Source organism: Streptococcus oralis SK304 (assembly GCF_000287715.1).
Lineage (GTDB): Bacteria > Bacillota > Bacilli > Lactobacillales > Streptococcaceae > Streptococcus > Streptococcus oralis_Y.
Window position 1 is genome coordinate 565,434 of the sequence record NZ_ALJN01000016.1, and the last position, 25,119, is coordinate 590,552.

The following is a 25,119-nucleotide window of genomic DNA, read 5'->3' on the forward strand; positions in this document are numbered from 1 at the left end:
AGGAAAAACTCAATCTCTTTTCTTATTCTTGATTTTTAACTTGACTGGTGGCTACATCTTCTCCAAACCATTTCTGGCTGATTTCCTGGAATTTTCCTTCTTGGTATAGTGAGATAAAGGCTTGGTTCAAAGCGGCTAACAAAGTTTTATCAGCAGGTCTAACACCCACTGCAAAAGCTTCACTTTCAAATTCAGCTGAAAAGACATTGTAGTCACTTAATATCCCTTCAGACTGGAGATAATAATTAGCATATACCCGGTCAATCAACAAGGCATCAATCCGGTCATTTTTCAAATCAATTAAGGCTTCATTGAAACTTTGGTATTGATTAGCCTTCTGGTCTTTCACTCGGTTCTTGAGTAGTTCTGGTTGTCCTTCAAAATTCAAATAGCCAGAAGATCCAGCCTGGGCCCCTAAAATTTTGTCTGTCATATCCTGAATTGAGTGGATATTTTGAGACTTTTTAGAGACCAAAACTTGTTGATTTTCCATGTAAGGAATAGTAAAGGCAACCTTCTCTTTCCGTTCATCTGTAGCTGTATAGCCATTCCAGATGGCATCAATGGTACCATTTTGTAGTTCGGTTTCTTTCATATCCCAGTCGATGGGTTGAAATTTAATCTGAATCCCTAGCTTTTCAGAGACAGCTTGGGCTAGGTCAATATCAAAGCCCGCATACTGGCCATTCTTTTCCTCAAATCCCATGGGAACAAAGGTATTGTCAAATCCAATAGTAATGCTACCCTGCTTTTGATATTTGGCCCAGTTATCCTGATTTGGATCACTTGCCTTCTGAGTACAAGCCGTCAGGAAGAAGCTAAAGAACAGAGCAAGTACAAGGGCAATTTTCTTTCTCTTCATAGGCACCTCCTACTCCTACTTTGGATCAACCTTAAGGATCTGATCAGCAATATTTTCTGCAAACTGAAGGTCGTGCGTCACAACAATCTGGGTCATCCCACGCTCTTTATTTTGAAGGATAAGTTTTTCTACTTCTAATCGCAATTCTGGGTCTAAGGCCGATGTAGGTTCATCATATCCAATAATTTCTGGGTTTATCATCATGGCGCGTGCTAAGGCCACCCGTTGTTTTTGCCCACCAGATAATGAGAAAGGAAAGGCATCTGCATGCCCAGCTAACCCAAGTTGTTCTAACAAACCACGCGCCTTCTTCTCAGCAACTTCCTTCTCCATGCTCATGGTTTTTATGGGAGACAGAGTTAAGTTTTCTAGAACTGACAAATGCGGAAAGAGTTGAAAATCTTGGAAAACAAATCCCAGAAAATTACGCTTTTCTAGTTCGTCTATAGCTAACGATTCGCCGTTATAGTAGATTTCTCCAGAATCGATGGTTTCCAGTCCAGCTAGCATACGTAACAAGGTGGTCTTGCCTCCTCCTGAAGGACCTACGATTGCGAGGATTTGCTTTTCAGGAATTGATAGGCTGAAATTGGTTAAGATTTGTTTGCCACCAAAGGCCTTGTTGATGTTTCGTAATTCTAACATAGCAATCCTCCTATCTGTAATAACTGTACTTCTTCTCAAGTTTTTTCGCTACAATGGTTACAAGACCGATCATAATCAAATAAATCGCTCCAGCTAAAAACATAGGAACAAGACTGGCATCTCGATTGGCTGCAGTCCTACTAGCCAAAATCAAATCTGAAATCCCCAAAGCATAGACCAAAGAAGTATCCTTGACCAAACTCATAATTTCATTAAAAACACTCGGTAAGACAATCTTTGTAACCTGAGGAAGGATGATATAGCGAACTGTATCAAAGGAGCTAAATTTTAACACTTTTGCAGCCTCATACTGCCCTTTTGGAATGGTTTCAATCCCACCACGAAAGATTTCTGCAAAGTAGGCTGCATAGTTCAATACAAAAGCGATCACAGCAGCAGGCAAACGATCTAAACGTATCCCAATGCTAGGAAGAACATAGTAAATAAAGATTAATTGCAAGAGCAAAGGAGTCCCTCGCATCACCCAAATATAAAGGTCAATCAGATAATGGAGGGGTTTCCAACGGACTTGCAAAGCAAAGGCAACGACAATACCTAAAGGAATTGAAAAGATCAAGACCAGAGCAAAGACTTGAAGAGTCATACTTGCACCGTTCAATAAACTTGGTAATATCTCAAACATATAAGACATACTGCACCTCCTAAAAATAATTGTTCCTATTATAGCATAAATAAACAATTTAGCAAGAGTAATTGTAAAAAAATTCTATTTCTTCCAAAAAAACGTATCTGCCAAATTGACGGATACGTTTTTAGAGAGATAACTTTTAAAGTGTTTCTAAGAGTTCTTGCATCTGAACATCATCTGGAACGAGTTTTAAATAGGCTTCAGCTTGTATCTTGGTCTCTTCAAAATATCCTAATTCACGCAAAAGATAAGTATACTGCTCCAGAAATTCAGGATTATCCTTGAGGTCAGACGATAGTTCCTGATAGAGCTCATAGGCCTTATCTAAATCCTCAATTTCCTGGTAAGAGCGTGCAATCATCCACTTGGTCAAGAGGTTTTCAGGTTCTTGACTTTGGAGAGCGATGATATCTTCATACCGCTCTTGTTCCATATAAATGGTTGCGAGGCGAAGAAAAATTTCTTCTGTATCCTCTGCATCTTCTTTAGCAGTAAGGAGAAACTGCTCTGCACCACTAGGATCATGCAATTCATACGAAAACTGAGAAGCAGCTAGCAAGAGACGGGTTTCAAATGGATTTTTCTGCAGTCCTTTTTTAACGATACGAAGGGCCTCTTCCACCTGATGTTCCTTATGCAAGGCTTGACTATAACCATACTTATATCCTTCAAAATCTGGTGAAATGGTATCAATCTGCTTAAAGTAAAGAACAGATTTTTGATACTCTTCTTGATCAAAGTAAAGACTAGCCAGTTCAAAGGCAGTTTGGTCATCGTATTCTAATTCTAAAGCTTTTTCTAAGAATTCAGTTGCAGCTTCAAACTTACCTAACTGGGCATAAGCATAACCAATTCGTTGATAGGTTGAGACACCCGTTTGCTCATAGATAGAGCGATTGTCTAACTGAGCATAGCCCTGAATGGCTTCCTGATAATTCCCTAACTCGCTATCCAACTCAGCCAAACCAAAAACTAATAAGGGATCGTCTGAGTAGTTTAGGGCTTCCAGTAACTTTTCACGCGAAACATCTGTCAATCCTTCCAACTGATAGAGGTCTGCCTTCAAGGCCAAGGCCGATACGTACCAGTCACTTTCGGGTGTGATTTCCTCAAGGTAAGCAAAGGCTTCCTCAACATTGCCATCCTCACTAGCAATGCTTGCTAAATTCAGATTCACTTCTGGGAATTCTGTAACGATATCTTGGTAAATTTCTTTTGCTTGAGGATAAAAGCCAATTCCCTCTAGATAGCTTGCTAGTTCGTAAAGAACTTCACTTGAATCTGTTTCGAGGGCTTTGTGATAATACTGATCCGCCTTGGTTAAATCCTGTTCATCCAGAGCCTGGAGCATGCGTTGACTATTGTTCACTCTTGATTTCCTCCCCTTCTTCTTCATACAGACCGCTGACTTTTTTATACCAGTTAAAGATAGCTGAGATAACGACCTTGGCAGAAGCATAGACAGGAATTCCCAGCAAGACTCCCCAAATACCAAACATAGAACCTGAAGTTAGGAGAACAAAGAGGACATTGATCGGATGGATGTTTAGCTGACTACCTAAAATAAGCGGAGAAACGAAGCGACCTTCAATCGTTTGTTCAACAATAAAGACAATAATTACTTTTAAAAGCATGACAGGCCCCGCTATTAAGCCCAAAACCAGAGCAGGCAACATCGCTAGAAAACTACCCAGGTAAGGTACTAGATTGAGGATACCAGCCGTGATACCAAGAGTCACAGCATATCTGAGACCAATAATCTTAAAGAAGATAATAAACATAATTGCCACGATAATAGCAACTGTAACCTGGCCTCTAACATAGTTTGATAACTGTTTATTAACATCTGACAAAACTTGTCCGACAGGTTCTTTTAACTTGTTTGGGATGAATTTAGTTAGGTAATCCCGCAAGCCTTTCCCATCTCTCAAAAGATAAAAGAGCATGAATGGTACGATAATAACCGCTACAATGACCTGGGAAACGCTACTGATAAAGGCGCTAACCCAGTTAACAGCTTGAGAAGAGATTTTGCTGGCCCACATAGTCGCCTCACTAGAAACATTGGAAAGAACCTGCTCCAACTGTGGTCTAAAATCATCGGGCAAACGTTTGGTTACAAGATCATTGATCACCTTATCAGCATCTTCCAGGTATGTCGGCACATTCTTCGCAAAATTTAAGACTTGACGTTGCAGATTAGGAATTGCGACTGCCAATCCCCAAATGATAAAGAGTCCAATAATAACAAAAACAATACTAATGGCAAGGACACGATTGATCTTGTGCTTCTCCATCCAGTCCACAATCGGATTGAGGAGGTAATAAAGTAAACCAGATAAAATAACTGGCAACATGACAACTCCTAGAAAATCCAAAACTGGTAAAAAGATAAAACTAATCTTACTTAGAATGAAAAGGTTCAAGCCCAGTAACAAGGTCACTAAAAATACAGTGATAGCTTTGTTATCTAAAAACCACTTAAAAAACCAAGATAGGCTAAAATGTTTCTCTTTATGTTCCATAAATACATCCTTTCTGTCATTCTCTCATTATACCATTTTTAGACTAAAATAACTCTTTTTTAAAGTGCTTACATAGATTAAATGAACACTTCCTGACTGACATTTTGTGGTATAATAAATTTATCATTATTAAGAGGTATGGACATGAAAGAAACTGTTTATTTTGGAACTTACACTCGTCGCTTATCTAAAGGGATTTACAAAGCTGATTTTAATACAGAAACAGGCCAGCTTACAAATCTTGAACTCTTTGCTGCTGAACCAAGTCCGACCTACCTTGCCTTTGACCAACAGCAACACTTATACACCGTAGGGAGCCAGGATGGCTTAGGTGGAATCGCTGCTTACAAGACCGACGGCACTTTGTTAAATCATGTGGTGGAAGAAGGCGCTCCTCATTGTTATGTGGCAGTAGATGAAAAACGTGGTCTCGTTTATGGGGCCAACTATCATAAAGGTCAAGTTCTAGTTTATAAACGTCAATCGGATGGTAGCCTCATCCAAACAGATCTAGATCAGCATAGCGGACAAGGTCCTCATGAAAACCAATCTTCCCCACATGTACACTTTACGGATCTAACACCTGACCAGTATCTCGTCACATGTGATCTAGGAACGGATGAAGTAACGACCTACGATGTTAGCCCCGAAGGAAAACTAAGTAAACTCTACACTTATCACAGCCAAGCTGGAGCAGGTGCTCGCCACATCGTTTTCCATCATCATTATAAGATTGCCTACCTCATCTGTGAACTCAACAGTACCATTGAAGTCTTGATTTACGATGGTGTTGGTGAATTTGAACGCATGCAAGTCATTTCGACTTTGCCAGATGGATATGAGGAATTTAATGCTACTGCTGCCATTCGTCTTTCAAAAGACGGCAAATACCTCTATGCATCCAACCGAGGTCATGATTCCATTGCTGTATTTAGCATCCTAGCTGATGGTAGTTTGGAATTATTAGAGATTGTTCCAAGTCATGGTAAAACACCACGTGATTTCGACCTAACTCCTGACCAAGAATTTCTAATTGCAGTTCACCAAGATTCAGATAATGCAACCGTCTTTAAACGTAATCCTGAAACTGGTCGATTAGCTGAGCTTTCTAACGATTTCCGAGTTCCCGAAGCCGTTTGCATCACATTTAAACATTAATATAAAATAAAAATGAACTTGCTTAAGCAAGTTCATTTTTATTTTATAATTTATTTCCGACATTGATACGGTTAATGGCACGTTGCAAAGCAACCTTAGCTCGCCGTTCTTGGTCAATCAAGTGTTTATCTTGTGCTTCTTCAATCTCACGTTCAGCACGAAGTTTAGCACGTTGGGCACGGCTAATATCGATATCACGAGCACGTTCTGCTGAGTCTGCTACAATAGTAATGATGTCATTGGCAATCTCGATAATTCCTCCGTTCACTGCAATCCAGTTCACATGAGTATCGTCATCGATTCGTTTTACCTTTACTTCATCAACCGCTAAAACCGCAATCATATTTTCATGTCGTGGCAAGATCCCCATCTCACCATCCAGAGTTCGTACCGATACAAAGCTGGCATGGTGATCATAGACGAGGCCATCTGGTGTCACGATCTGGACAGTTAAATGAGCCATAGATCACCTCTTAAAATCCCATTTTCTCAGCCTTAGCAATGACGTCTTCGATTGAACCGACACCACGGAAGGCATCTTCCGGTAGATGGTCATGTTTTCCTTCAAGGATTTCCTTAAAGCCGCGAACTGTTTCCGCTACTGGTACATAAGAACCAGGTTGACCAGTAAATTGTTCGGCAACGTTGAAGTTTTGAGACAAGAAGAACTGGATACGACGGGCACGAGCAACCAAAGTCTTTTCTTCATCAGAGAGTTCATCCATACCAAGGATAGCAATGATATCTTGTAATTCATGGTAACGTTGAAGGACACGTTTGACTTCAGCAGCAACTGCATAGTGCTCCTCACCAACAATCTCAGGTGCCAAGGCACGAGAGCTTGAAGCAAGTGGGTCAACGGCTGGGTAAATCCCCAACTGTACCAACTTACGTTCCAAGTTAGTTGTTGAATCCAAGTGAGCGAAGGCCGTTGCTGGCGCAGGGTCAGTATAGTCATCCGCTGGCACATAGATAGCCTGGATAGAAGTTACAGAACCCTTCTTAGTTGAAGTGATACGCTCTTGCAATTGACCCATTTCCGTAGCAAGGGTTGGTTGGTAACCAACGGCTGAAGGCATCCGACCCAAAAGGGCAGATACTTCTGAACCAGCTTGAGTAAAACGGAAGATATTATCGATAAAGAGAAGCACATCTTGGCCTTCTACATCACGGAAGTATTCAGCAATTGTCAAACCAGTAAGGGCAACACGCATACGTGCTCCAGGTGGTTCATTCATCTGACCAAATACCATGGCTGTTTTCTCGATAACACCTGATTCTTTCATTTCCCAGTAAAGGTCGTTCCCTTCACGAGTACGTTCCCCAACACCAGTAAATACTGAAATACCACCGTGTTCTTGGGCAATATTGTGAATCAATTCTTGGATCAAGACAGTTTTACCAACTCCGGCACCACCGAAAAGTCCAACTTTACCACCTTTTAGGTAAGGGGCAAGAAGGTCGATAACCTTGATCCCTGTTTCCAAGATTTCAGATGAGGTAGACAATTCATCAAAAGTTGGAGCTTTCTTATGAATCGGCTGACGCTCAGCGTCTTCAGCGAAAGGAGCATCCAAGTCGATGGTATCTCCCAAAACATTGAAGACACGTCCCAAAGTTTCTTTACCTACTGGAACAGAGATTGGACGGCCTGTGTCCAAAACTTCCATTTCACGAGTCAAACCATCTGTTGATTCCATGGCGATCGTACGAACCATACCATCACCCAACTCCAAGGCTACTTCAAGGACGATTTTTGTTTTTCTTTCGTCATTTTTGTAGACGACAAGTGCATTATTAATCTCAGGAAGTGTTTCCCCTGCTGCGAACAAGACGTCGACAACGGGTCCAATAACCTGAGCAATTTTACCTGAACTCATCTCCTTCTCCTATTCTATATAAGATACTGTCGGTTCCTAGTTCACCTAGGGCCTAAGTTCATTTTGATATGAGGGAGGCAAAGCCTTATTCTAAGGCACTAGCCCCCGCTACAATTTCTGTAATTTCTTGTGTAATCGCCGCCTGTCTGGCACGGTTATACTGGATTGTCAAATCATTGATGACTTTCTTGGCATTATCAGTCGCCGTTTGCATGGCTGTCATACCTGCAGCATTCTCAGCTGTCTTGGCATCGATAATAGCCCCATATATCATACTTTCTGCAAACTGAGGTAACAACTGCTCTAGAATCTCATCACGACTCGTTTCCAACTCAAATGTCAAGCTATACTCTTCATCCGCTTCATTTGGATCTAAGTCAACAATCGGCAGCATTTGTTCCACACGCATTTGACTTGTGAGAGTATTGACATGATGGTTGTAACAAACATAGAGTTCATCAAAAAGTTCATTTTGATACATTTCAATCGTTTTTGAAATAATTTTACGAACTTCATCAAAACTTGGTTGGTCAGCCAAGCCACGTAGTTCATAGATTGGTTGAATGCCACGAGCCTTAAAGAAATCAGCTCCCATACCACCAATACAGATTATCTCAAAACCTGTACCATCTGGATGGTATTCTTCTTTCAACTCCATCACAGCTTTAAGGATGGAAGCATTATAACCTCCAACCAAGCCACGGTCTGAAGTAATAACGATATAGCCTGTTTTCTTAACTGGGCGACTAATGAGCATCGGATTGGTAGAACCACCAGATCCGTTACCATGCAGAATATCCGTCAAAAGCTTACGAACCTTCTGAGCATAAACTTGAAAGTTACGTGCTGCTTCTTCAGAGCGACCTAACTTGGCAGCCGATACCATTTGCATGGCATTGGTGATTTGACTAGTATTTTTTGTTGAGGCGATTTTTGTTTTAATATCATTTAGAGATACTGCCATTTGACACCTCTATTCTTATTGGAAGCTGGATTGATTGAGAAACTCTGTAATCGCAGCATCCAAGACTGCTTCTTCTGGCAAGTCTTTTGTTTCACGAATAGTTTCCAAAATCTCTGGATGTTGTGCATCAAAGAAATCATGAAACTCTTCCTCAAAACGAACAATGTCATCTACAGGAATCGTATCCAAGAAACCATGTGTCAAAGCATAAAGAATGGTTACTTGTTTCTCAACAGGTAATGGTTTATGAACTGGTTGTTTCAGAACTTCAACGGTACGACGTCCACGATTTAACTTAGCTTGAGTAGCCGCATCCAAATCAGAACCAAACTTAGTGAAGGCTTCCAACTCACGATATGAAGCAAGGTCGATACGAAGTGTACCAGCAACCTTCTTCATAGCTTTGATTTGTGCAGAACCACCTACACGAGATACAGATGAACCCGCATCAATAGCTGGACGAATACCCGCATTGAAGAGACCATCGCCAAGGAAGATTTGACCATCTGTGATTGAAATCACGTTGGTTGCGATATAAGCAGAGATATCTCCTGCTTGTGTCTCGATAAATGGTAGAGCTGTGATTGAACCACCACCAAGTTCATCAGAAACCTTAGCTGAACGCTCAAGCAAACGGCTATGAAGGTAGAAAACATCCCCAGGGAAGGCTTCACGACCTGGTGGACGACGAAGCAAGAGGGAGAGTTCACGATAAGCGACCGCTTGTTTTGAAAGATCATCATAAACGATCAAAACATGCTTCCCTTGGTACATAAACTCTTCTGCCATGGCAACCCCAGCATAAGGAGCTAGGAAGAGCAATGGAGAAGGTTGTGAAGCAGAAGCTGTCACAACGATTGTGTAGTCCAAGGCACCGTACTGACGAAGTGTTTCAACTTGCGTACGAACAGTTGACTCTTTTTGTCCAATCGCTACATAGATACAGATCATATCTTGACCTTTTTGGTTCAAAATAGCATCAATAGCGATGGTTGTTTTCCCTGTCTGACGGTCACCGATAATCAACTCACGTTGACCACGACCAATCGGAACAAGGGCATCAATAGCTTTCAAACCTGTTTGCAATGGTTCTGATACAGACTTACGTTGCATAACACCAGGAGCCGGCGCTTCTACTGGACGAGACTTATCAGTATGGATTTCTCCAAGACCGTCAACTGGACGACCAAGTGGATCCACAACACGTCCAATAAGGCTCTCACCAACAGGAACTTCCATGATTTTACCTGTACGACGAATTGTATCGCCTTCACGAATATCTGTAAAGTCACCTAGGATGATAATCCCAACGTCTGTTGACTCCAAGTTTTGCGCCATCCCATAAGAGCCGTTTTCAAAAATCAACAGCTCTCCACTCATGGCATTTTCAAGGCCGTGAGCACGCGCAATTCCGTCCCCGATATAGGTTACAACACCTGTTTCAGATACATCAAAATTGGGTTTGAAATTTTCAATTTGTTGCTTAATTAAAGCGCTGATTTCTTGTGCGTTAATTGCCAAAAGAACACCACTTTCTATTTCAAATTTTCTTTAACAACTCGAAGTTGTTGTTTAATACTCACGTCAATTGTCTTGTGATTAGCAAAAATGACAAAACCACCAATGAGTCCTTCATCAATTTGTTCTTTGACGCTCCGCACTTTCAGAGACATTTTTTTCTCTATCAATGGGAGCAGACGTTCCTTCTGTTCATCTGTTAAAGGATGGGCTGAAGAAATCGTGACAACAAAACGATTGGTCTCTTTTTCAAGGCGATTCAAACAATCTGCAATTACTTCATAAAAAAGATTTGCTCTGTGATTGTAAACCAGAACTTGAATAAAGTTTTGCATTAAAGGTGACACAGAGTCTTGAAAGAAACGAACTGTTTTTTCCTTATCTGACTCATCGACTGCCACCTGAGCTAAAAAAGAAGGTAAGCCCGTTTCTTCTGCGACTTGCTTGATTTGATCCAAGTCTGAAAAAATCCGGTCCTCTTCTCCTTTTTCAATCACTAATTGGACAAAAGGCATGCTGTATTTTTCAATTACCTTTGCTGTTTTCTTGTCCATTAGGCTTCTCCTAGCTGATCAATATACTGATCAATGAGTTCCTTATGGGCATGACTGTCAAGGTTTTGTGAGATGATTTTCCCAGCTAGGCTAACTGTCAAATCTGCCACCTCGCCCTTAACACTTTGTAAAGCCTCAGCTTTGTTTTGCGCAATTTCTTGGTTAGCTTTTTCTTTCAAGCGACCAGCTTCTAGCTTAGCTTCAGCCAAAATATCTGATTTACTCTTTTCAGCTGTCTCTTTAGCATTTTCAATGATAGTTTTAGCTTCACTACGACTACCTGCTAATTCATCTTCGCGCTTTTGAGCAAGAGTCTCTGCTTTTTGGCGAGCTTGTTCAGCGCCATCAATATCAGCAGCAATCTTTTCAGCTCGTTCTTCAAAGATACTTGTCAAGTTTGACCATGCGTATTTTTTGACTAAGACGACCAAAAGGATAAAAGAGCCAGCGATTAAAATAAAGTTACCAATCAATTCACCTACTGTTACGTGCATCATTTACTCCTTTCTACTCTTCATCATTAATTTTATTTCCTAGATACATTGAAGACAAGACTGTGAATACATAGGCCTGAACACAGGAAATAAACACAGAGAATGCCGTCCAGACAAGATTGGTAACAAATGCGACTGGATACCAATAAAGAGCCTGATGAGAAAGAGTAATAAGCAAGCTTGCCATCACTTCTCCGGCAAAGATATTCCCGAACACCCGCAAAGCAAGTGATAGGAAATTCGTGACTTCTTCAAGGAGATTCATCGGTGTCATAAAACCTGGGGTAACAAAGCCTTTCAGATACTTTTTAACACCACGGCGACGAATTCCTTCTATATGGGTCATCAGGATAATTCCAAATGACAAAGCCAAGTCAAACTGGAGATTTGCAGTTGGCGATGTCCAAAGGTTTGTCCCATCTGTAGTTTGAAGTTTCGCCATCAAACCAAGATTGTTTGCGATAACCATAAAAAGAAATAAACACAAGTAAAAGAGTGAGTAATCTTTCATGTACCGAGAACCTACGTTGGGTTCTGTAAATCCGACTACAAAGTCATAGAGATACTCTAGTACATTTTGCTTTCCTTTGGGTTTCACAGTCATATTACGACTTGCCCAATAGATAAAGCCAAAAATCAGTGCCACAGACAACAAAGTCAATGCTGTCAAGGTTAAATCAAAGGTAACAGGACCAATATTGATGGTTGGATTGATACTTTCTTCCATCTAGAATCCTCCCTTTTCCATTTTATACTTCTCTTTATTTGATGATAAATGAAAATACGAGAGTTACAAAGAATGTTCCTTCGATAAACGCAATCCCCATGATCATCAAACTACGCAATTGTGGGATGATATCTGGTTGGCGTGCTGCAGACTTGAACAAACCGTTCATCAAAAATCCTTCTGCAAGAGATACACCCATACAGGCAAGACATAGACCGAAAAATGTTAAATTCATGATGAATTCTCCTTTTATTTAAAATTTACTTACTTAGTTTAGTCCTAAAATTTGTTTTTGTCAACTTTTTACTTACGTTGGAAGCGTTTCAGATGATTTATTTCTATTTTTGCTATTTTTATACCACTGTATAGATAAGTTTATCATTTTATGATGAAATGTGTTTCCACTTTTTCTATATTTTCTGAAATAAATTGAAAAATCCAAGTTTAGAACTTGGATAGATTCATTTTATTTGAAATAGTAGGAATAGTGTTGTTTACACCCTGGATTAAATGGAGATTTGCAATAAGGGCAGGCTATTTGTTTTTGGTATTCTTGAAATGTTATTGTCCTCTTACAAGCCCCACATAAAATCGGTCGATCCTCGGTAAGCGTCAAGGGGTAAGGTGAAAACAAATGCGTTTCTATAGCATCGTGGCACTGATAGCAAGCATAGTATTTTTTACACTCATAACACTGGAGGGAAACGATGTCCTTTTCGCCATGGTAATGAATACATCTGCCTTCATTATCTACCAACAATCCTTGCACTTGAATCATTCACTTTTCCTTATCTAGGCACGAACTGTGACACTTGTCCCGTCTTCCTTATAGAGATTGATAAGACCTTCTTTGAGAGCTCGAACCATATCCCCAGCTTGCACAGGTTGAGGAACCTTAATGGTCAAGAGTTCCATTGGATTTGGAGCACGGTCGATTTTATTGCCTTTAGAATCGTGAAGATTTTCGATATAGGTTTCAAAATGACGGAAACCTGGTCCATAAAACTCAACTTGATCTCCTTCATTGATAACATTCCGTTGACGAATGGTTGCTGTCTGGGTTGCATCATCATAAGAAACCACCTCAGCGACAAACTTGTATTCAGGGATTTTACGACGTGCACCAAACAACTGTTCATTTTCTGTAGGTGTGCTATAGTAGAAACCTGTTGCCAATTCACGCTGGGCAACTTTCCACATCTCATCTACCAGGTCTTGTTTAATAGCTTCAAATTTTTCTGGGCTTTCAAGGTAAGCATCCACAGCCGCCTTGTAGCAGTTTGTTACTGTTGAAACATAGTGAATAGACTTCATTCGACCTTCAATCTTGAGACTATCTACACCATTTTCAATCATATCTGGGATATGGTCAATCATAGACATATCAACGGCAGACATTGAAAATTCTTCTGGGATTTCACCCTTAAGGCTCTTACGTTCTTGGCCAAAGGGCATATCGTAGAGGTCGTATTTCCAACGGCAAGACTGAGAACAGCCTCCGCGGTTAGCATCACGCATACTCATGTGGTTTGAAAGCGTACAACGACCTGAGTAAGAAATACACATGGCTCCATGGACAAAGGCTTCAATCTCAACGTCTGTACGTTTACGAATTTCTGCCAATTCTTCCATGGAAACCTCACGAGCTAAAACCACACGAGTTAGACCAAGTTCTTTCCAGAACTCAAGAGTTTCATAGTTGGTCGCACTGGCTTGAGTTGAAAGATGGATTTCAAGACCTGGCGCTTCTGTTGCTGCAATCATAATCAAGGCAGGATCTGACACGATAACTGCCGCAATCCCGATATCACGCAACTTACGGAACCATTCACCAGCACCAGCTTCATTTCCTTCATGCATGACCATATTGGCAGCCACATAGACCTTAGCACCATACTTAGCGGCGAACTGCACGCCTTCTTCCATCTGTTCAAAGGTAAAGTTTCCTGCACGGCTACGAAGACCATAGGCCTGTCCACCAATGAAGACTGCGTCCGCACCGTATTGAACAGCTACTTTTAGCTTCTCTAAAGTCCCCGCAGGTGATAAAACCTCAGGACGTTTTAATGTTTTTGTCATTTTTTCTCCTATTTGCAATATAAAAGTTTGACGTTTTTCCTTCTCATTTTATAGTAAATAATGGATAAAATCAAGTCTAGAAAGATTGTTTTGACAATTCTAATCTTTTCAAAAAGAAAAAACTAATCTTCTGAGACTAGTTGTTTTCAAGATAAAATTCAAAACGTTCACCCACATACTGACTCTTAACATATTCAAAAGCCGTCCCATCATCAAGATAGGAAACCTGAGTCAAGGCTAGAATCGCATGCCCCTTTTCGACTTCCAGATAGTGAGCTATCTTTTCCTTAGCCAATCTCGCATAAATGATCTGTTGGGATTTGCCAATCCGGTAGCCATATTTTTGCAAGGTTTGAAAGAAGTGACTAGTTACTTCTTCTTTTTTGAAGTCCTTAATAAATTTCTCAGGAATAGATGCTACTTCATAGACTAGTGGTACTTGGTCAGCATAACGCACCCGCTCCATGCGGATAATATTCTCTGTCGGAGTAATCCCCAGCTTTGCGACCTCTTGCTCATTTGGAATGGTTCTTCTGTAAGAAATGAGTTGGCTAGAAGGTACTTTCCCCTGAGATTTGACAATCTCCGTAAAACTAGTCGTTCCCCGCATTTTTTCTTGGACACGAGTACTAGAGACAAAAGTCCCACTCCCTACACGACGCTCCAAAACCCCTTCCTCAACCAAGAGAGAGATAGCTTGACGTAATGTCATCCGGCTAACTTGAAACTGTTCAGCTAAATCTCGCTCACTTGGAAGTCTCTCCCCGATTTTCCAATGATGCTCATCTATATCCTTCTTGATCTGATCGTGGATTTTCATATAAGCTGGTAACATGATTCTCACTTCTTTTCTTTATTTTCTCCATTGTACCGTATTTGCTAAGAAAAAGTCAAACTTTGCCTTGTTTAGTTGGTAATTCGCCCCTATTTGTGATAGAATATTGAAAAAGATATTTCTTTTGAGAAAGGAAAAAGATGAGCAACATTTCAACTGATTTGCAAGATGTCGAAAAAATCATCGTGCTGGACTATGGTAGCCAATACAACCAGCTGATTTCACGCCGTATTCGTGAAATTGGTGTTTTTTCAGAGCTAAAAAGTCACAAAATCTCAGCTGCAGAGGTTCGTGCGATTAACCCTGTAGGGATCATCCTCTCTGGTGGACCAAACTCTGTATACGAAGATGGTTCATTTGATATTGACCCAGAAATTTTTGAACTTGGCATTCCAATTTTGGGAATCTGCTATGGTATGCAACTTTTAACTCATAAACTTGGAGGAAAAGTTGTTCCTGCAGGTGATGCTGGTAACCGCGAGTATGGCCAATCACCACTTACTCATACCACTTCTGCCCTCTTTGAAGGGACTCCTGAAGAACAGATTGTTTTGATGAGTCATGGCGATGCTGTTACAGAGATTCCAGCTGATTTTGTTCGTACTGGCACTTCTGCTGACTGTCCTTATGCAGCTATTGAAAACCCAGAAAAGCACATTTACGGTATCCAATTCCACCCAGAAGTGCGCCATTCTGTATACGGAAATGATATCCTTCGCAACTTTGCCCTTAACATCTGTAAGGCTAAAGGCGACTGGTCAATGGACAACTTCATCGACATGCAGATCAAGAAAATCCGTGAAACTGTAGGTGACAAGCGTGTTCTTCTAGGTCTATCAGGTGGTGTTGACTCTTCTGTTGTTGGGGTTCTTCTTCAAAAAGCAATCGGTGATCAATTAATCTGTATCTTTGTAGATCACGGTCTTCTCCGTAAGGGAGAGGCTGACCAAGTTATGGACATGCTTGGTGGTAAGTTTGGTTTGAATATCGTCAAAGCAGACGCTGCAAAACGCTTCCTTGACAAACTTACTGGCGTTTCTGATCCTGAGCAAAAACGGAAAATCATTGGTAACGAATTTGTTTATGTCTTTGATGACGAAGCAAGCAAGCTAAAAGATGTAAAATTCCTTGCTCAGGGAACGCTTTACACTGACGTGATTGAGTCTGGTACAGATACAGCCCAAACCATCAAGTCACACCACAACGTTGGTGGTCTTCCAGAAGACATGCAGTTTGAATTGATTGAACCATTGAACACTCTTTATAAAGACGAAGTCCGTGCCCTCGGTACAGAGCTTGGTATGCCAGACCACATCGTATGGCGCCAACCATTCCCAGGACCAGGTCTCGCTATCCGTGTCATGGGTGAAATCACTGAAGAAAAACTAGAAACTGTTCGTGAGTCTGATGCTATCCTTCGTGAAGAAATCGCTAAAGCTGGACTTGACCGTGATATCTGGCAATATTTCACTGTCAACACAGGCGTTCGTTCAGTTGGTGTTATGGGTGATGGTCGTACTTATGACTACACGATTGCCATTCGTGCTATCACTTCTATCGATGGTATGACAGCTGACTTTGCCAAGATTCCTTGGGAAGTCCTTCAAAAGATTTCTGTACGTATCGTCAACGAAGTGGACCACGTTAACCGCATCGTCTACGATATTACAAGTAAACCACCTGCAACCGTTGAGTGGGAATAGGCCAATCGCACTTAAAAAGAACTCTGAATCAGATTCAGAGTTCTTTTTTATATGCAGGGAAAGCATTTCTGCTTTCCTTTTTTTATTTGCGTTTCTTCTTCGCTTTTTTCATTTTGTTGGCCATGCGTTTCATAGACTGTTTCATGGCGAATTCGCCAATTCTACCTTTAAGTCCGCCACCAAACATCTGGGTCATATCTGGCATGCCTGCTCCTCCAAGAGCTGACATATCGGGCATTCCACCTTGTCCCATCATGCCTTCAAGGGCTGACATATCCATCCCTCCCATATTTGGCATATTTTTAGGAAGGTTATTTGGATTGATTCCCATCTGCTTCATCATCTTGTTCATATCCCCAGACATGATACCTTGCATAAGCTGTTTAGCCTGGTTAAAGTCTTTGATGAATTTATTGACTTCGACAAAGGTATTTCCAGAACCTGCAGCGATACGACGGCGACGACTTGGATTTAACAAATCAGGGTTTTCACGTTCTTCAGGTGTCATGGAAGACACAATGGCACGTTTGCGAGCTATCTGGCGCTCATCCACCTTCATATTTTGAAGGGCAGAATTATTAGCCATACCTGGAATCATCTTGAGCAAGTCTTCCATAGGCCCCATGTTTTGCACCTGATCCAATTGATCAATGAAATCATTGAAATCAAAGGTGTTTTCACGCATCTTTTCAGCCATTTCAAGGGCTTTCTGCTCATCGTATTCCTGAGAAGCTTTCTCAATCAAGGTCAGCATATCCCCCATGCCAAGGATACGGCTTGACATACGGTCTGGGTGGAAGGTTTCGATATCTGTAATCTTTTCACCCGTACCAGTGAACTTGATAGGTTTACCAGTGATGTGGCGAACAGACAAAGCCGCACCACCACGAGTATCCCCATCAATCTTGGTAAGGATAACACCAGTCACTTCTAACTGAACATTAAACTCACGGGCAACATTAGCCGCTTCCTGACCAATCATGGCGTCCACTACGAGTAGAATTTCGTTTGGTTGGGCCAATGCTTTTACGTCACGAAGCTCATTCATGAGAAGTTCATCAATCTGTAAACGACCTGCCGTATCGATTAAGACATAGTCGTTATGATTGGCTTGTGCTTGCTCCAAACCTTGTCGAACAATCTCAACAGCTGGTACTTCTGTTCCAAGAGCGAAAACAGGAACATCAATCTGCTGTCCAAGTGTTTTCAGCTGATCGATGGCTGCTGGACGATAAATATCCGCCGCAATCATCAAAGGACGAGCATTTTCTTCCTTCTTGAGTTTATTAGCCAGCTTACCAGCAAAGGTCGTTTTACCAGCCCCTTGCAAACCGACCATCATGATAATGGTTGGAATTTTTGGTGACTTGATAATCTCTGCCGTATCGGAACCTAAAACAGCCGTCAGTTCCTCATCAACGATTTTGATAATCTGTTGTGCTGGATTAAGGGTATCAATGACGTCGTGCCCTACTGCACGCTCACGAACCTTCTTGATAAAATCCTTTACAACAGGCAAGGCAACGTCAGCTTCCAGCAAGGCCAAACGAATCTCTTTGGTTGCTTCTTGGACATCAGCCTCAGAAATTTTTCCCTTTTTACGTAGATTTTTAAAGACGTTCTGCAAACGTTCTGTTAAACTTTCAAATGCCATTTTTTTCTCCTATGTTTCATTAATTCGGTGGAAAACGTCCAAAATCTTGTAAACAAACAAGTTCTTCTGGAGTGACTTCTTTCATTATCTCATTTGGATATCCCCAACAGCTAAATCCCTCTTGAAGAGCTCTGGAGATAGAATCAGGTGAGAGGATTTGTAGTCTTATGGGAAAAGGTTCCTCAGCAGCTAATAGTGTACAGGGTATACCTTTGTAGATGACTATACTTCCCACACTTATTCTCTATTATCAATGCTTGTTAAAACTTCTATCTGCTCCTGCAGAAAGTCATCCTTAGGATAACGCTCCAAGATCTGGTCAAAAATCTGACTGCGGACAATGTAGTCCGAATACATGTGCAATTTCATCTCATAATCTTCTAGAATCTTTTCCGTCCGCTTGATATTATCATAAACAGCTTGACGACTGACACCGAACTCTTCAGCAATCTCAGCAAGACTGTAGTCATCAGCATAGTAGAGTTCAATATAGTTCATCTGCTTGTCTGTCAAAAGCGCAGCATAAAATTCAAAAAGCGCATTCATACGATTGGTTTTTTCGATTTCCATAACTTTTATTATACCAAAAAAACGATTATACTGCTAGAGTAGGAGCACTTTAAATAGATCAAGAATAAAAAAAGAACCTTGCAAGGCAAGATTCTTTTAGTGTCTGACTTAAATAATTGTTCTTCTGGGAACTTAATCGAATTAAGCTTCGATTTCTGTAACCATACCTGAACCAACAGTACGTCCACCCTCACGGATAGAGAATGTAGTACCTTGTTCTACGGCGATTGGGTGGATCAACTCAACGTCGATAGTCACGTTATCACCAGGCATTACCATTTCAGTACCTGCTGGAAGTTCGATTGAACCTGTAACGTCAGTAGTACGGAAGTAGAATTGTGGGCGGTAGTTGTTGAAGAATGGAGTGTGACGTCCACCTTCTTCTTTAGTAAGGATGTAGACTTCACCTTTGAATTTAGTGTGTGGATTGATTGAACCTGGTTTAGCGATAACTTGTCCACGTTCGATTTCGTCACGTTGAATACCACGAAGAAGTACACCTACGTTATCTCCGGCAAGACCTTCATCAAGTTGTTTACGGAACATTTCAACACCAGTAACAACTGCTTTTTTAGTTTCGTCTTTGATACCAACGATTTCGATTTCGTCGTTGACACGAACAGTACCGCGGTCGATACGTCCTGAAGCAACAGTACCACGTCCAGTGATTGAGAATACGTCTTCGACTGGGAGAAGCAATGGTTTATCTGTATCACGTTCTGGTTCTGGGATGTACTCATCAACAGTATCCATCAATTCCATGATGATGTCTTCATATTTAGTATCACCTTCAAGTGCTTTAAGAGCTGAACCTTGGATAACTGGAAGCTCGTCGCCTGGGAAGTCGTATTCTGACAAGAGGTCACGGATTTCCATTTCAACCAATTCAAGCAATTCTTCGTCGTCTACCAAGTCAATTTTGTTCATGAAGACGATAAGGTGTTTAACACCAACTTGACGTGAAAGAAGGATGTGTTCACGAGTTTGTGGCATTGGTCCGTCAGTTGAAGCTACTACAAGGATAGCTCCGTCCATTTGAGCGGCACCAGTGATCATGTTTTTAACGTAGTCCGCGTGTCCTGGAGCGTCGATGTGAGCATAGTGACGTTTTGCAGTTTCATACTCAACGTGCGCAGTGTTGATAGTGATACCGCGTTCGCGTTCTTCTGGAGCAGCATCGATAGACGCATAGTCTTTAGGTTGGTTAACTGCTGAAGGCAAGCGACGTGCCAAAACAGTTGTGATAGCTGCAGTCAAAGTAGTTTTACCGTGGTCAACGTGTCCGATAGTACCAATGTTAACGTGTGGTTTACTACGATCGTATTTTTCTTTTGCCATTTGAGTAAAAGCCTCCAATAAAATATATTTTATAGATAGACAGTAGGCAATACAGTCTAACTTTCCTTACTATTTTATCAAATTTCTGCTAAATTGCAAGTGTTTTACACATATTTTATGAATTAATCTGAATCTTACAAAGTGCTGTTCTTCTGCTTCTTTATACAATTCAAGCTTATTTCATTCTAGCGGTATTATGCTCACAAAAAAATCAGGTTCCCCTGATTCTAAATGGATTCTGATTTTTCCAGTTCTTTAGCTTCCTTATGATTTTCATATAATTTCGCCAAGAACTTAGTGATTTCTTTGAGAATAGAATAGGTTGGCACTGCTACAATCATCCCTATGACGCCGTAGATATTACTTGACAGTAAGAGGAGCACCAAAATCGTAATCGGATGCACTTTCATAACCCCTCCAACGATACGTGGATAGAGAACATTTCCATCGATTTGCTGAATAATAAGCATATAAGCAACCGCAATCAACATACGATGAGGATCCGTGAACACATTCGCAATCACCATTGGAATCAAGCCAATACTTGGACCAACATAAGGAATTAAATTTGCGATTCCAGAGAAAATAGCAAAAACAAGAGCGTACTTTAATCCGATAACGCTATAACCAATATAGGCTAAACATCCGATAATAACAGCATCAATCGCAATTCCACTGATATAGCGCGCTATGGTTGTATTGAGATTGGTTAAAAGGCTAGAAAGATTCAATTTGTCATGTTTTAAGACAGTACGTTCCAACATTGGTAGCAACTTATGACCATCCAACAAGAAATAAATCAAGAATACAGGGGTCATAATGAGAATCAGAACTGTACTAAACAAGGCTGAAAGAACACTTCCTAAACTATTGCTGACGCTATTAAGGATATTCTGGAGGATATCCACATAGGAGAGGTTAAGTTGTTGAATGGTTTGTTGAATATCAATATTTTGGAAGACTGGATTCATGGACAAATCAATGATCAAATCTTGTAGTCTACTATAGATGTTTTGACTAGAAATAATCAAGCTTGTCAACTGATTAATCAAAATCGGTAAGAGATAAACAACACCTACAACGATGGCACCAATTAAAGCACAGAGAGTGACCAAGACACCAATTAGACGATTAATCTTACATCTCTTTTCCAAAAAGGTAACGATTGGATTGGTAATGTAGTAAAAAAATCCACCTAACAAAAATGGAATCATGATGGTATTCACAACCGTCACGAAAGGAGTAATAATCGCTCCCATCTCTCTCCAAAGATAGAAAATCAGTGTTAATAATAAAATTTCAGCTGTCCAAAAAAATAATTTGTTTCTACGGAACATAGGCATCCTCCTCTATTTATTTTATCATATTTCTTCAAAAGATAAGATGGCTTTAGTATAAAAGTGAGAATATTTTTTTTCTTTATGATAAAATAAAGCTAATATGAAAAAAATAATTCTATCTTTTATAACACTTTTTGTTTTTGGAACAGTTTCTACTGTTTCTGCTCAGGAGTTTGATGTTGCTGCTAAACATGCCATTGCTGTCGAGGCTACAACTGGAAAAATCCTCTATGAAAAAGATGCAAATCAGCCTGTAGAAATTGCTTCTATTACGAAACTGGTTACAGTTTATTTGGTCTATGAAGCTCTGGAACAAGGAACTATCAGCCTATCTACACCTGTTGATATTTCGGACTATCCTTACAAACTTACAACCAATTCTGAGGCGAGTAACGTCCCTATGGAAGCTCGAAATTATACTGTTGAACAACTATTAGAGGCTACAATGGTATCCAGCGCGAACAGTGCTGCGATTGCGCTAGCAGAAAAGATTGCTGGTTCTGAGAAAGACTTTGTAGACAAAATGAGGGCTAAACTTCTTGAATGGGGAATCCAAGATGCAACAATTGTAAACACAACTGGTTTAAATAATGAGACCCTTGGCGATAATATCTATCCAGGTTCTAAAAAAGATGATGAAAACAAGTTGAGTGCCTACGATGTTGCAATCGTCGCTCGTAATCTCATCCGAGATTATCCTCAAGTGTTGGAAATCACCAAAAAACCAACTTCTACTTTTGCTGGACTTGAAATCCACTCAACCAACTATATGTTGGAAGGAATGCCAGCCTATCGTGGTGGTGTCGACGGTTTGAAAACAGGTACTACCGACAAAGCCGGTGCCTCTTTCGTTGGAACAACCGTTGAAAAAGGAATGCGTATCATTACGGTTGTTTTAAATGCGGACCAACAAGATATCAACCCTTATGCACGTTTTACTGCAACTTCTTCACTTTTAGATTATGTTTCTGCGAACTTTGCTTTAAAAACTGTCGTTCAGAAAGGCGAAACCTATAAAGATAGTAAAGTGACAGTACTTGACGGGAAAGAAGATAAGGTAGCTGCAATTGCTAAGTCAGATATTGCAATCGTCCAACGAGTTGGAAGTGAAACAACATCAGCTCTTCAATTCACACCAAAATCAGAAATAGCTCCACTGGAAGAAGGCAAGGTTGTCGGTACTCTAACCTATGATGACCAAGATTTGGTGGGTCAAGGCTACCTCACTTCAGAAAAACCATCTTTTGAAATGGTCGCTGAAAAGAAAGTAGAAAATGCCTTCTTTTTGAAGGTTTGGTGGAATCGTTTTATCCGCTTTATCAATGAAAAACTATAAAAAAATCGCGAACAATCGCGATTTTTTCTTTATTTCATTTCTTTAAAAGCCGCTTCTGCATCTGCATTGCTAATAGCACCGAACTGAATTTTCCCAATTTTACCTTGACTGTCAATCAAGTATTCCGTTGGAATACTACGAATTTGGTAGGCTTGGAAGGTAGTTGCTTGCGTATCATATAGAACTGGAATATCCTTGTAGCCTTGTTCTTGAAACCATTTTGGAAAGTCTTGAACTGTTTTTTCACCTTGTAGACCTGGTGCAATGACACTCAAGATTTCAAAGTCTCGATCTTGTTTGGCAGCTAATTCCATCAACTCAGGCATGCTTTTTTTACATGGTCCACACCAAGAAGCCCAGAATTTCAAATAAACTTTTTTCCCTTTATAGTCTGATAACTTCACTTCTTTGCCATTCATAGACTGCAAGGTGAAGTCTGGTGCATCCTTACCGACTGCGATTTGTTGTACAGCGGGTTGTTTTGGACTGCTTGTCTGTTTGGTTTCTTTTTCACCACAGGCAATCAACAAGAATAGAGACATAATACTCAATCCTGTAAAAATAATTTTTTTCATCTTTTTCTCCTTTTATCCAAGAATTCCTGACAAGGCATTTAACTGCCCTAGCATTAATAATAATCCCATCAAAATAATCAAAGCTCCCCCGATTTTCTTTAGTAGAATTATATGGGGTTTTAATTTACTAAAATAGGGCATAATCCAGCCCGAAGCCAAGGCCAAAACAATGAAAGGAAGGGCCATTCCCAATGTGTATACTAATGTTAACACGGCTCCTTGCCAAGCACCATTGCCACCTGAAGCTGCTAGGGCCAAGACTGAACTTAAGACTGGTCCGATACAAGGGGTCCAACCAAAACTAAAGGTTATCCCAAGTAAAAAGGCTGACAGATAGTGATTCGACTTAGATTGTTTGAAGGTGACTGTCTTTTGAACCTCCAGTTTATTGAAATGTAAGATTTCCATCTGGTGAAGGCCCAAGAGGATAATGACTGCTCCCATAACATAACGAAACCAGTCAGCATAGAGCATATGCCCTAGGAATCCCGCTCCAAATCCCAAAATAAAGAAAATGAGGGAGATCCCAGCAATAAAGCACAAGGTCCGAATTAAGCCCGACCATGCAACGTCTCTTCCGAAAAATCGAAAGCTTTTTGAATTTCCCTGATCATCCAGTAAAATACCAGCATAGACAGGTAGCAAAGGAAAGATGCAGGGTGAAAAGAAGGACAGAATACCTGCTAAAAAAACCGATACTAAAAATATAATAGACTCCAACGAATTACCTACTTTCACAAAATTCTAATCTTATTTTACTATAAAAGAAAAAAATTGTAAGAAGTTTGCTACGCTTGTTTATTTTATCTACATTTGACACAAAAAAAGGAGCTAAGCTCCCTTTATTTTAATACGTTCCTTCTTCACCTTGACTAGTCAAGATAACTGGACCGTCTTTGGTAATCACGAACTGGTGTTCATATTGGCAAGACAGGCCACCATCTATAGTCTTATGAGCCCAGCCAGTTTTCATATCTGTATCAATTTCCCAGTCACCAGTATTGATCATGGGTTCAATGGTTAGTACCATTCCTTCACGGAGACGGAGCCCACGGCCTGCTATACCGTAGTTAGGAACCATTGGCTCTTCGTGCATAGTTGGACCAACACCATGACCAACCAAATCACGTACGACACCATAACCGCGACTTTCAGCGTATTCTTGAATGGCCGCACCGATATCACCGATGCGATTGCCAAGAACTGCTTTCTCAATCCCTATATACATAGCTTCCTTGGTCACGTCCATCAAGTTTTTCACTTCTTCAGACGGTGTACCAACCGCATAAGCCCAGCATGAATCTGCTAAACCACCAGTATAACTTTGGGTGTATTTTTTCATTTGCTCAACATTGTTGAAGTTGAGTTTAGATACATTAAGGTCGGATTTGGCAATCGGACCACCCAGTACCATATCAACCTTGAGCAAATCGCCATCTTTCAAGATATAATGACGTGGAAAAGCGTGAGCTACTTCATCGTTGAGAGAGCAACAAGTGGCATAGGGATAATCCATGACTGCCCCATCCACGCCAATCTGTAAAGGAAGGAAATTCTCCTCTTTACAACGTCGACGAACGTACTCTTCAACTTCCCACATATCCACGCCTGGCTTAATCAAATCACGTAAGCCTATATGGATACTTGCTAGGAAATCACCAGCCTTGTCCATGGCTTCGATTTCACGTGCTGATTTTAAAGTTATCATTTTTT

Annotated in this window: 27 protein-coding genes; 3 read left to right on the forward strand and 24 right to left on the reverse strand. The window is 40.6% G+C overall.

The genetic code is table 11. The features are described 5' to 3' along the window. Positions 1–22: 22 nt before the first annotated feature. The 5 genes from HMPREF1125_RS09635 to HMPREF1125_RS09655 form a co-directional block, all read right to left on the reverse strand. Positions 23–862, reverse strand: a complete 840-nt coding sequence (locus HMPREF1125_RS09635) for an amino acid ABC transporter substrate-binding protein (protein WP_000823412.1) — start codon at positions 860–862, stop codon at positions 23–25. Between the two features lie 15 nt (positions 863–877). Next, complete coding sequence (locus HMPREF1125_RS09640; RefSeq protein ID WP_000891741.1) at positions 878–1,507, reverse strand: amino acid ABC transporter ATP-binding protein; 630 nt, start codon at positions 1,505–1,507, stop codon at positions 878–880. A gap of 10 nt (positions 1,508–1,517) precedes the next feature. Then, positions 1,518–2,159: an amino acid ABC transporter permease gene (locus HMPREF1125_RS09645; protein WP_000121159.1), complete on the reverse strand. Its 642-nt coding sequence runs from the start codon at positions 2,157–2,159 to the stop codon at positions 1,518–1,520. 136 nt (positions 2,160–2,295) lie between these two features. Beyond that, on the reverse strand, positions 2,296–3,525 hold the full coding sequence (locus tag HMPREF1125_RS09650) for a tetratricopeptide repeat protein (protein WP_001065982.1): 1,230 nt from the start codon (positions 3,523–3,525) through the stop codon (positions 2,296–2,298). After that, positions 3,515–4,681, reverse strand: coding sequence for an AI-2E family transporter (locus HMPREF1125_RS09655; protein ID WP_000400300.1), 1,167 nt, complete (start codon positions 4,679–4,681; stop codon positions 3,515–3,517). Before HMPREF1125_RS09655 ends, HMPREF1125_RS09650 begins: the two co-directional genes overlap by 11 nt. Positions 4,682–4,825: 144 nt before the next feature. Between HMPREF1125_RS09655 and HMPREF1125_RS09660 the strand changes: the two genes are divergently transcribed. Continuing rightward, entirely contained in the window at positions 4,826–5,839 is a 1,014-nt protein-coding gene (locus HMPREF1125_RS09660; protein ID WP_000665610.1) for a lactonase family protein, read from the forward strand. A 43-nt stretch (positions 5,840–5,882) separates the two neighbouring features. Here HMPREF1125_RS09660 and HMPREF1125_RS09665 read toward each other — a convergent pair whose 3' ends face one another. The 11 genes from HMPREF1125_RS09665 to HMPREF1125_RS09710 all read right to left on the reverse strand — a co-directional run bounded on the left by HMPREF1125_RS09665 (position 5,883) and on the right by HMPREF1125_RS09710 (position 14,890). Then, the gene (locus HMPREF1125_RS09665; protein WP_000940837.1) at positions 5,883–6,302 is read right to left on the reverse strand and encodes a F0F1 ATP synthase subunit epsilon; all 420 of its coding nucleotides are present in this window, start codon (positions 6,300–6,302) and stop codon (positions 5,883–5,885) included. A 10-nt stretch (positions 6,303–6,312) separates the two neighbouring features. After that, on the reverse strand, positions 6,313–7,719 hold the full coding sequence (gene atpD / locus HMPREF1125_RS09670; protein ID WP_000094369.1) for a F0F1 ATP synthase subunit beta: 1,407 nt from the start codon (positions 7,717–7,719) through the stop codon (positions 6,313–6,315). An 85-nt stretch (positions 7,720–7,804) separates the two neighbouring features. Beyond that, entirely contained in the window at positions 7,805–8,683 is an 879-nt protein-coding gene (locus HMPREF1125_RS09675) for a F0F1 ATP synthase subunit gamma (protein WP_000301231.1), read from the reverse strand. A gap of 15 nt (positions 8,684–8,698) precedes the next feature. Then, entirely contained in the window at positions 8,699–10,204 is a 1,506-nt protein-coding gene (gene atpA / locus HMPREF1125_RS09680; protein WP_000996624.1) for a F0F1 ATP synthase subunit alpha, read from the reverse strand. 14 nt (positions 10,205–10,218) lie between these two features. Beyond that, complete coding sequence (locus HMPREF1125_RS09685; RefSeq protein ID WP_000358986.1) at positions 10,219–10,755, reverse strand: F0F1 ATP synthase subunit delta; 537 nt, start codon at positions 10,753–10,755, stop codon at positions 10,219–10,221. Then, positions 10,755–11,249, reverse strand: coding sequence for a F0F1 ATP synthase subunit B (gene atpF, locus HMPREF1125_RS09690; RefSeq protein ID WP_000558551.1), 495 nt, complete (start codon positions 11,247–11,249; stop codon positions 10,755–10,757). The genes HMPREF1125_RS09685 and atpF overlap by 1 nt, the downstream gene beginning before the upstream one ends. 13 nt (positions 11,250–11,262) lie before the next feature. Next, the gene (atpB, locus tag HMPREF1125_RS09695; protein ID WP_000392856.1) at positions 11,263–11,976 is read right to left on the reverse strand and encodes a F0F1 ATP synthase subunit A; all 714 of its coding nucleotides are present in this window, start codon (positions 11,974–11,976) and stop codon (positions 11,263–11,265) included. 34 nt (positions 11,977–12,010) lie between these two features. Further along, positions 12,011–12,211, reverse strand: coding sequence for a F0F1 ATP synthase subunit C (locus HMPREF1125_RS09700; RefSeq protein ID WP_001054552.1), 201 nt, complete (start codon positions 12,209–12,211; stop codon positions 12,011–12,013). Positions 12,212–12,442: 231 nt separating this feature from the next. Next, a complete protein-coding gene (locus HMPREF1125_RS12645) occupies positions 12,443–12,754 on the reverse strand; it encodes a CHY zinc finger protein (RefSeq protein WP_080585612.1) in 312 nt (103 codons plus the stop codon). A 14-nt stretch (positions 12,755–12,768) separates the two neighbouring features. Then, positions 12,769–14,055 carry a peptidase U32 family protein gene (locus tag HMPREF1125_RS09705; protein WP_000169103.1) on the reverse strand — a complete coding sequence of 429 codons (1,287 nt, stop codon included), beginning with the start codon at positions 14,053–14,055 and terminating at the stop codon, positions 12,769–12,771. A gap of 136 nt (positions 14,056–14,191) precedes the next feature. Further along, complete coding sequence (locus HMPREF1125_RS09710; protein WP_000936180.1) at positions 14,192–14,890, reverse strand: GntR family transcriptional regulator; 699 nt, start codon at positions 14,888–14,890, stop codon at positions 14,192–14,194. Between the two features lie 140 nt (positions 14,891–15,030). Here HMPREF1125_RS09710 and guaA point away from each other — a divergent pair, with 140 nt between their 5' ends. Beyond that, complete coding sequence (gene guaA, locus HMPREF1125_RS09715) at positions 15,031–16,593, forward strand: glutamine-hydrolyzing GMP synthase (RefSeq protein ID WP_000065699.1); 1,563 nt, start codon at positions 15,031–15,033, stop codon at positions 16,591–16,593. An 82-nt stretch (positions 16,594–16,675) separates the two neighbouring features. Here the strand turns inward: guaA and ffh are convergent, their stop codons facing one another. From ffh to HMPREF1125_RS09735, 5 genes are all read right to left on the reverse strand, one after another. Next, complete coding sequence (gene ffh / locus HMPREF1125_RS09720; RefSeq protein WP_000863601.1) at positions 16,676–18,247, reverse strand: signal recognition particle protein; 1,572 nt, start codon at positions 18,245–18,247, stop codon at positions 16,676–16,678. Between the two features lie 19 nt (positions 18,248–18,266). Then, on the reverse strand, positions 18,267–18,482 hold the full coding sequence (locus tag HMPREF1125_RS12890; protein WP_000534889.1) for a hypothetical protein: 216 nt from the start codon (positions 18,480–18,482) through the stop codon (positions 18,267–18,269). A gap of 2 nt (positions 18,483–18,484) precedes the next feature. Continuing rightward, positions 18,485–18,817, reverse strand: coding sequence for a putative DNA-binding protein (locus HMPREF1125_RS09725; protein ID WP_000402068.1), 333 nt, complete (start codon positions 18,815–18,817; stop codon positions 18,485–18,487). A 141-nt stretch (positions 18,818–18,958) separates the two neighbouring features. Beyond that, positions 18,959–20,155, reverse strand: a complete 1,197-nt coding sequence (tuf, locus tag HMPREF1125_RS09730) for an elongation factor Tu (protein WP_001040716.1) — start codon at positions 20,153–20,155, stop codon at positions 18,959–18,961. 227 nt (positions 20,156–20,382) lie between these two features. Continuing rightward, entirely contained in the window at positions 20,383–21,492 is a 1,110-nt protein-coding gene (locus tag HMPREF1125_RS09735) for an AI-2E family transporter (RefSeq protein ID WP_000489822.1), read from the reverse strand. Between the two features lie 103 nt (positions 21,493–21,595). Here HMPREF1125_RS09735 and pbp3 point away from each other — a divergent pair, with 103 nt between their 5' ends. Beyond that, positions 21,596–22,831, forward strand: a complete 1,236-nt coding sequence (pbp3, locus tag HMPREF1125_RS09740; RefSeq protein WP_000720622.1) for a D-alanyl-D-alanine carboxypeptidase PBP3 — start codon at positions 21,596–21,598, stop codon at positions 22,829–22,831. 29 nt (positions 22,832–22,860) lie between these two features. Here the strand turns inward: pbp3 and sdbB are convergent, their stop codons facing one another. The 3 genes from sdbB to HMPREF1125_RS09755 all read right to left on the reverse strand — a co-directional run bounded on the left by sdbB (position 22,861) and on the right by HMPREF1125_RS09755 (position 25,114). Next, on the reverse strand, positions 22,861–23,406 hold the full coding sequence (gene sdbB / locus HMPREF1125_RS09745; RefSeq protein ID WP_000720084.1) for a thiol-disulfide oxidoreductase-associated lipoprotein SdbB: 546 nt from the start codon (positions 23,404–23,406) through the stop codon (positions 22,861–22,863). Positions 23,407–23,418: 12 nt separating this feature from the next. Next, positions 23,419–24,126, reverse strand: a complete 708-nt coding sequence (gene ccdA2 / locus HMPREF1125_RS09750; protein WP_000443813.1) for a thiol-disulfide oxidoreductase-associated membrane protein CcdA2 — start codon at positions 24,124–24,126, stop codon at positions 23,419–23,421. A 127-nt stretch (positions 24,127–24,253) separates the two neighbouring features. Further along, the gene (locus tag HMPREF1125_RS09755) at positions 24,254–25,114 is read right to left on the reverse strand and encodes a methionyl aminopeptidase (RefSeq protein ID WP_000631554.1); all 861 of its coding nucleotides are present in this window, start codon (positions 25,112–25,114) and stop codon (positions 24,254–24,256) included. Positions 25,115–25,119 lie beyond the last annotated feature (5 nt).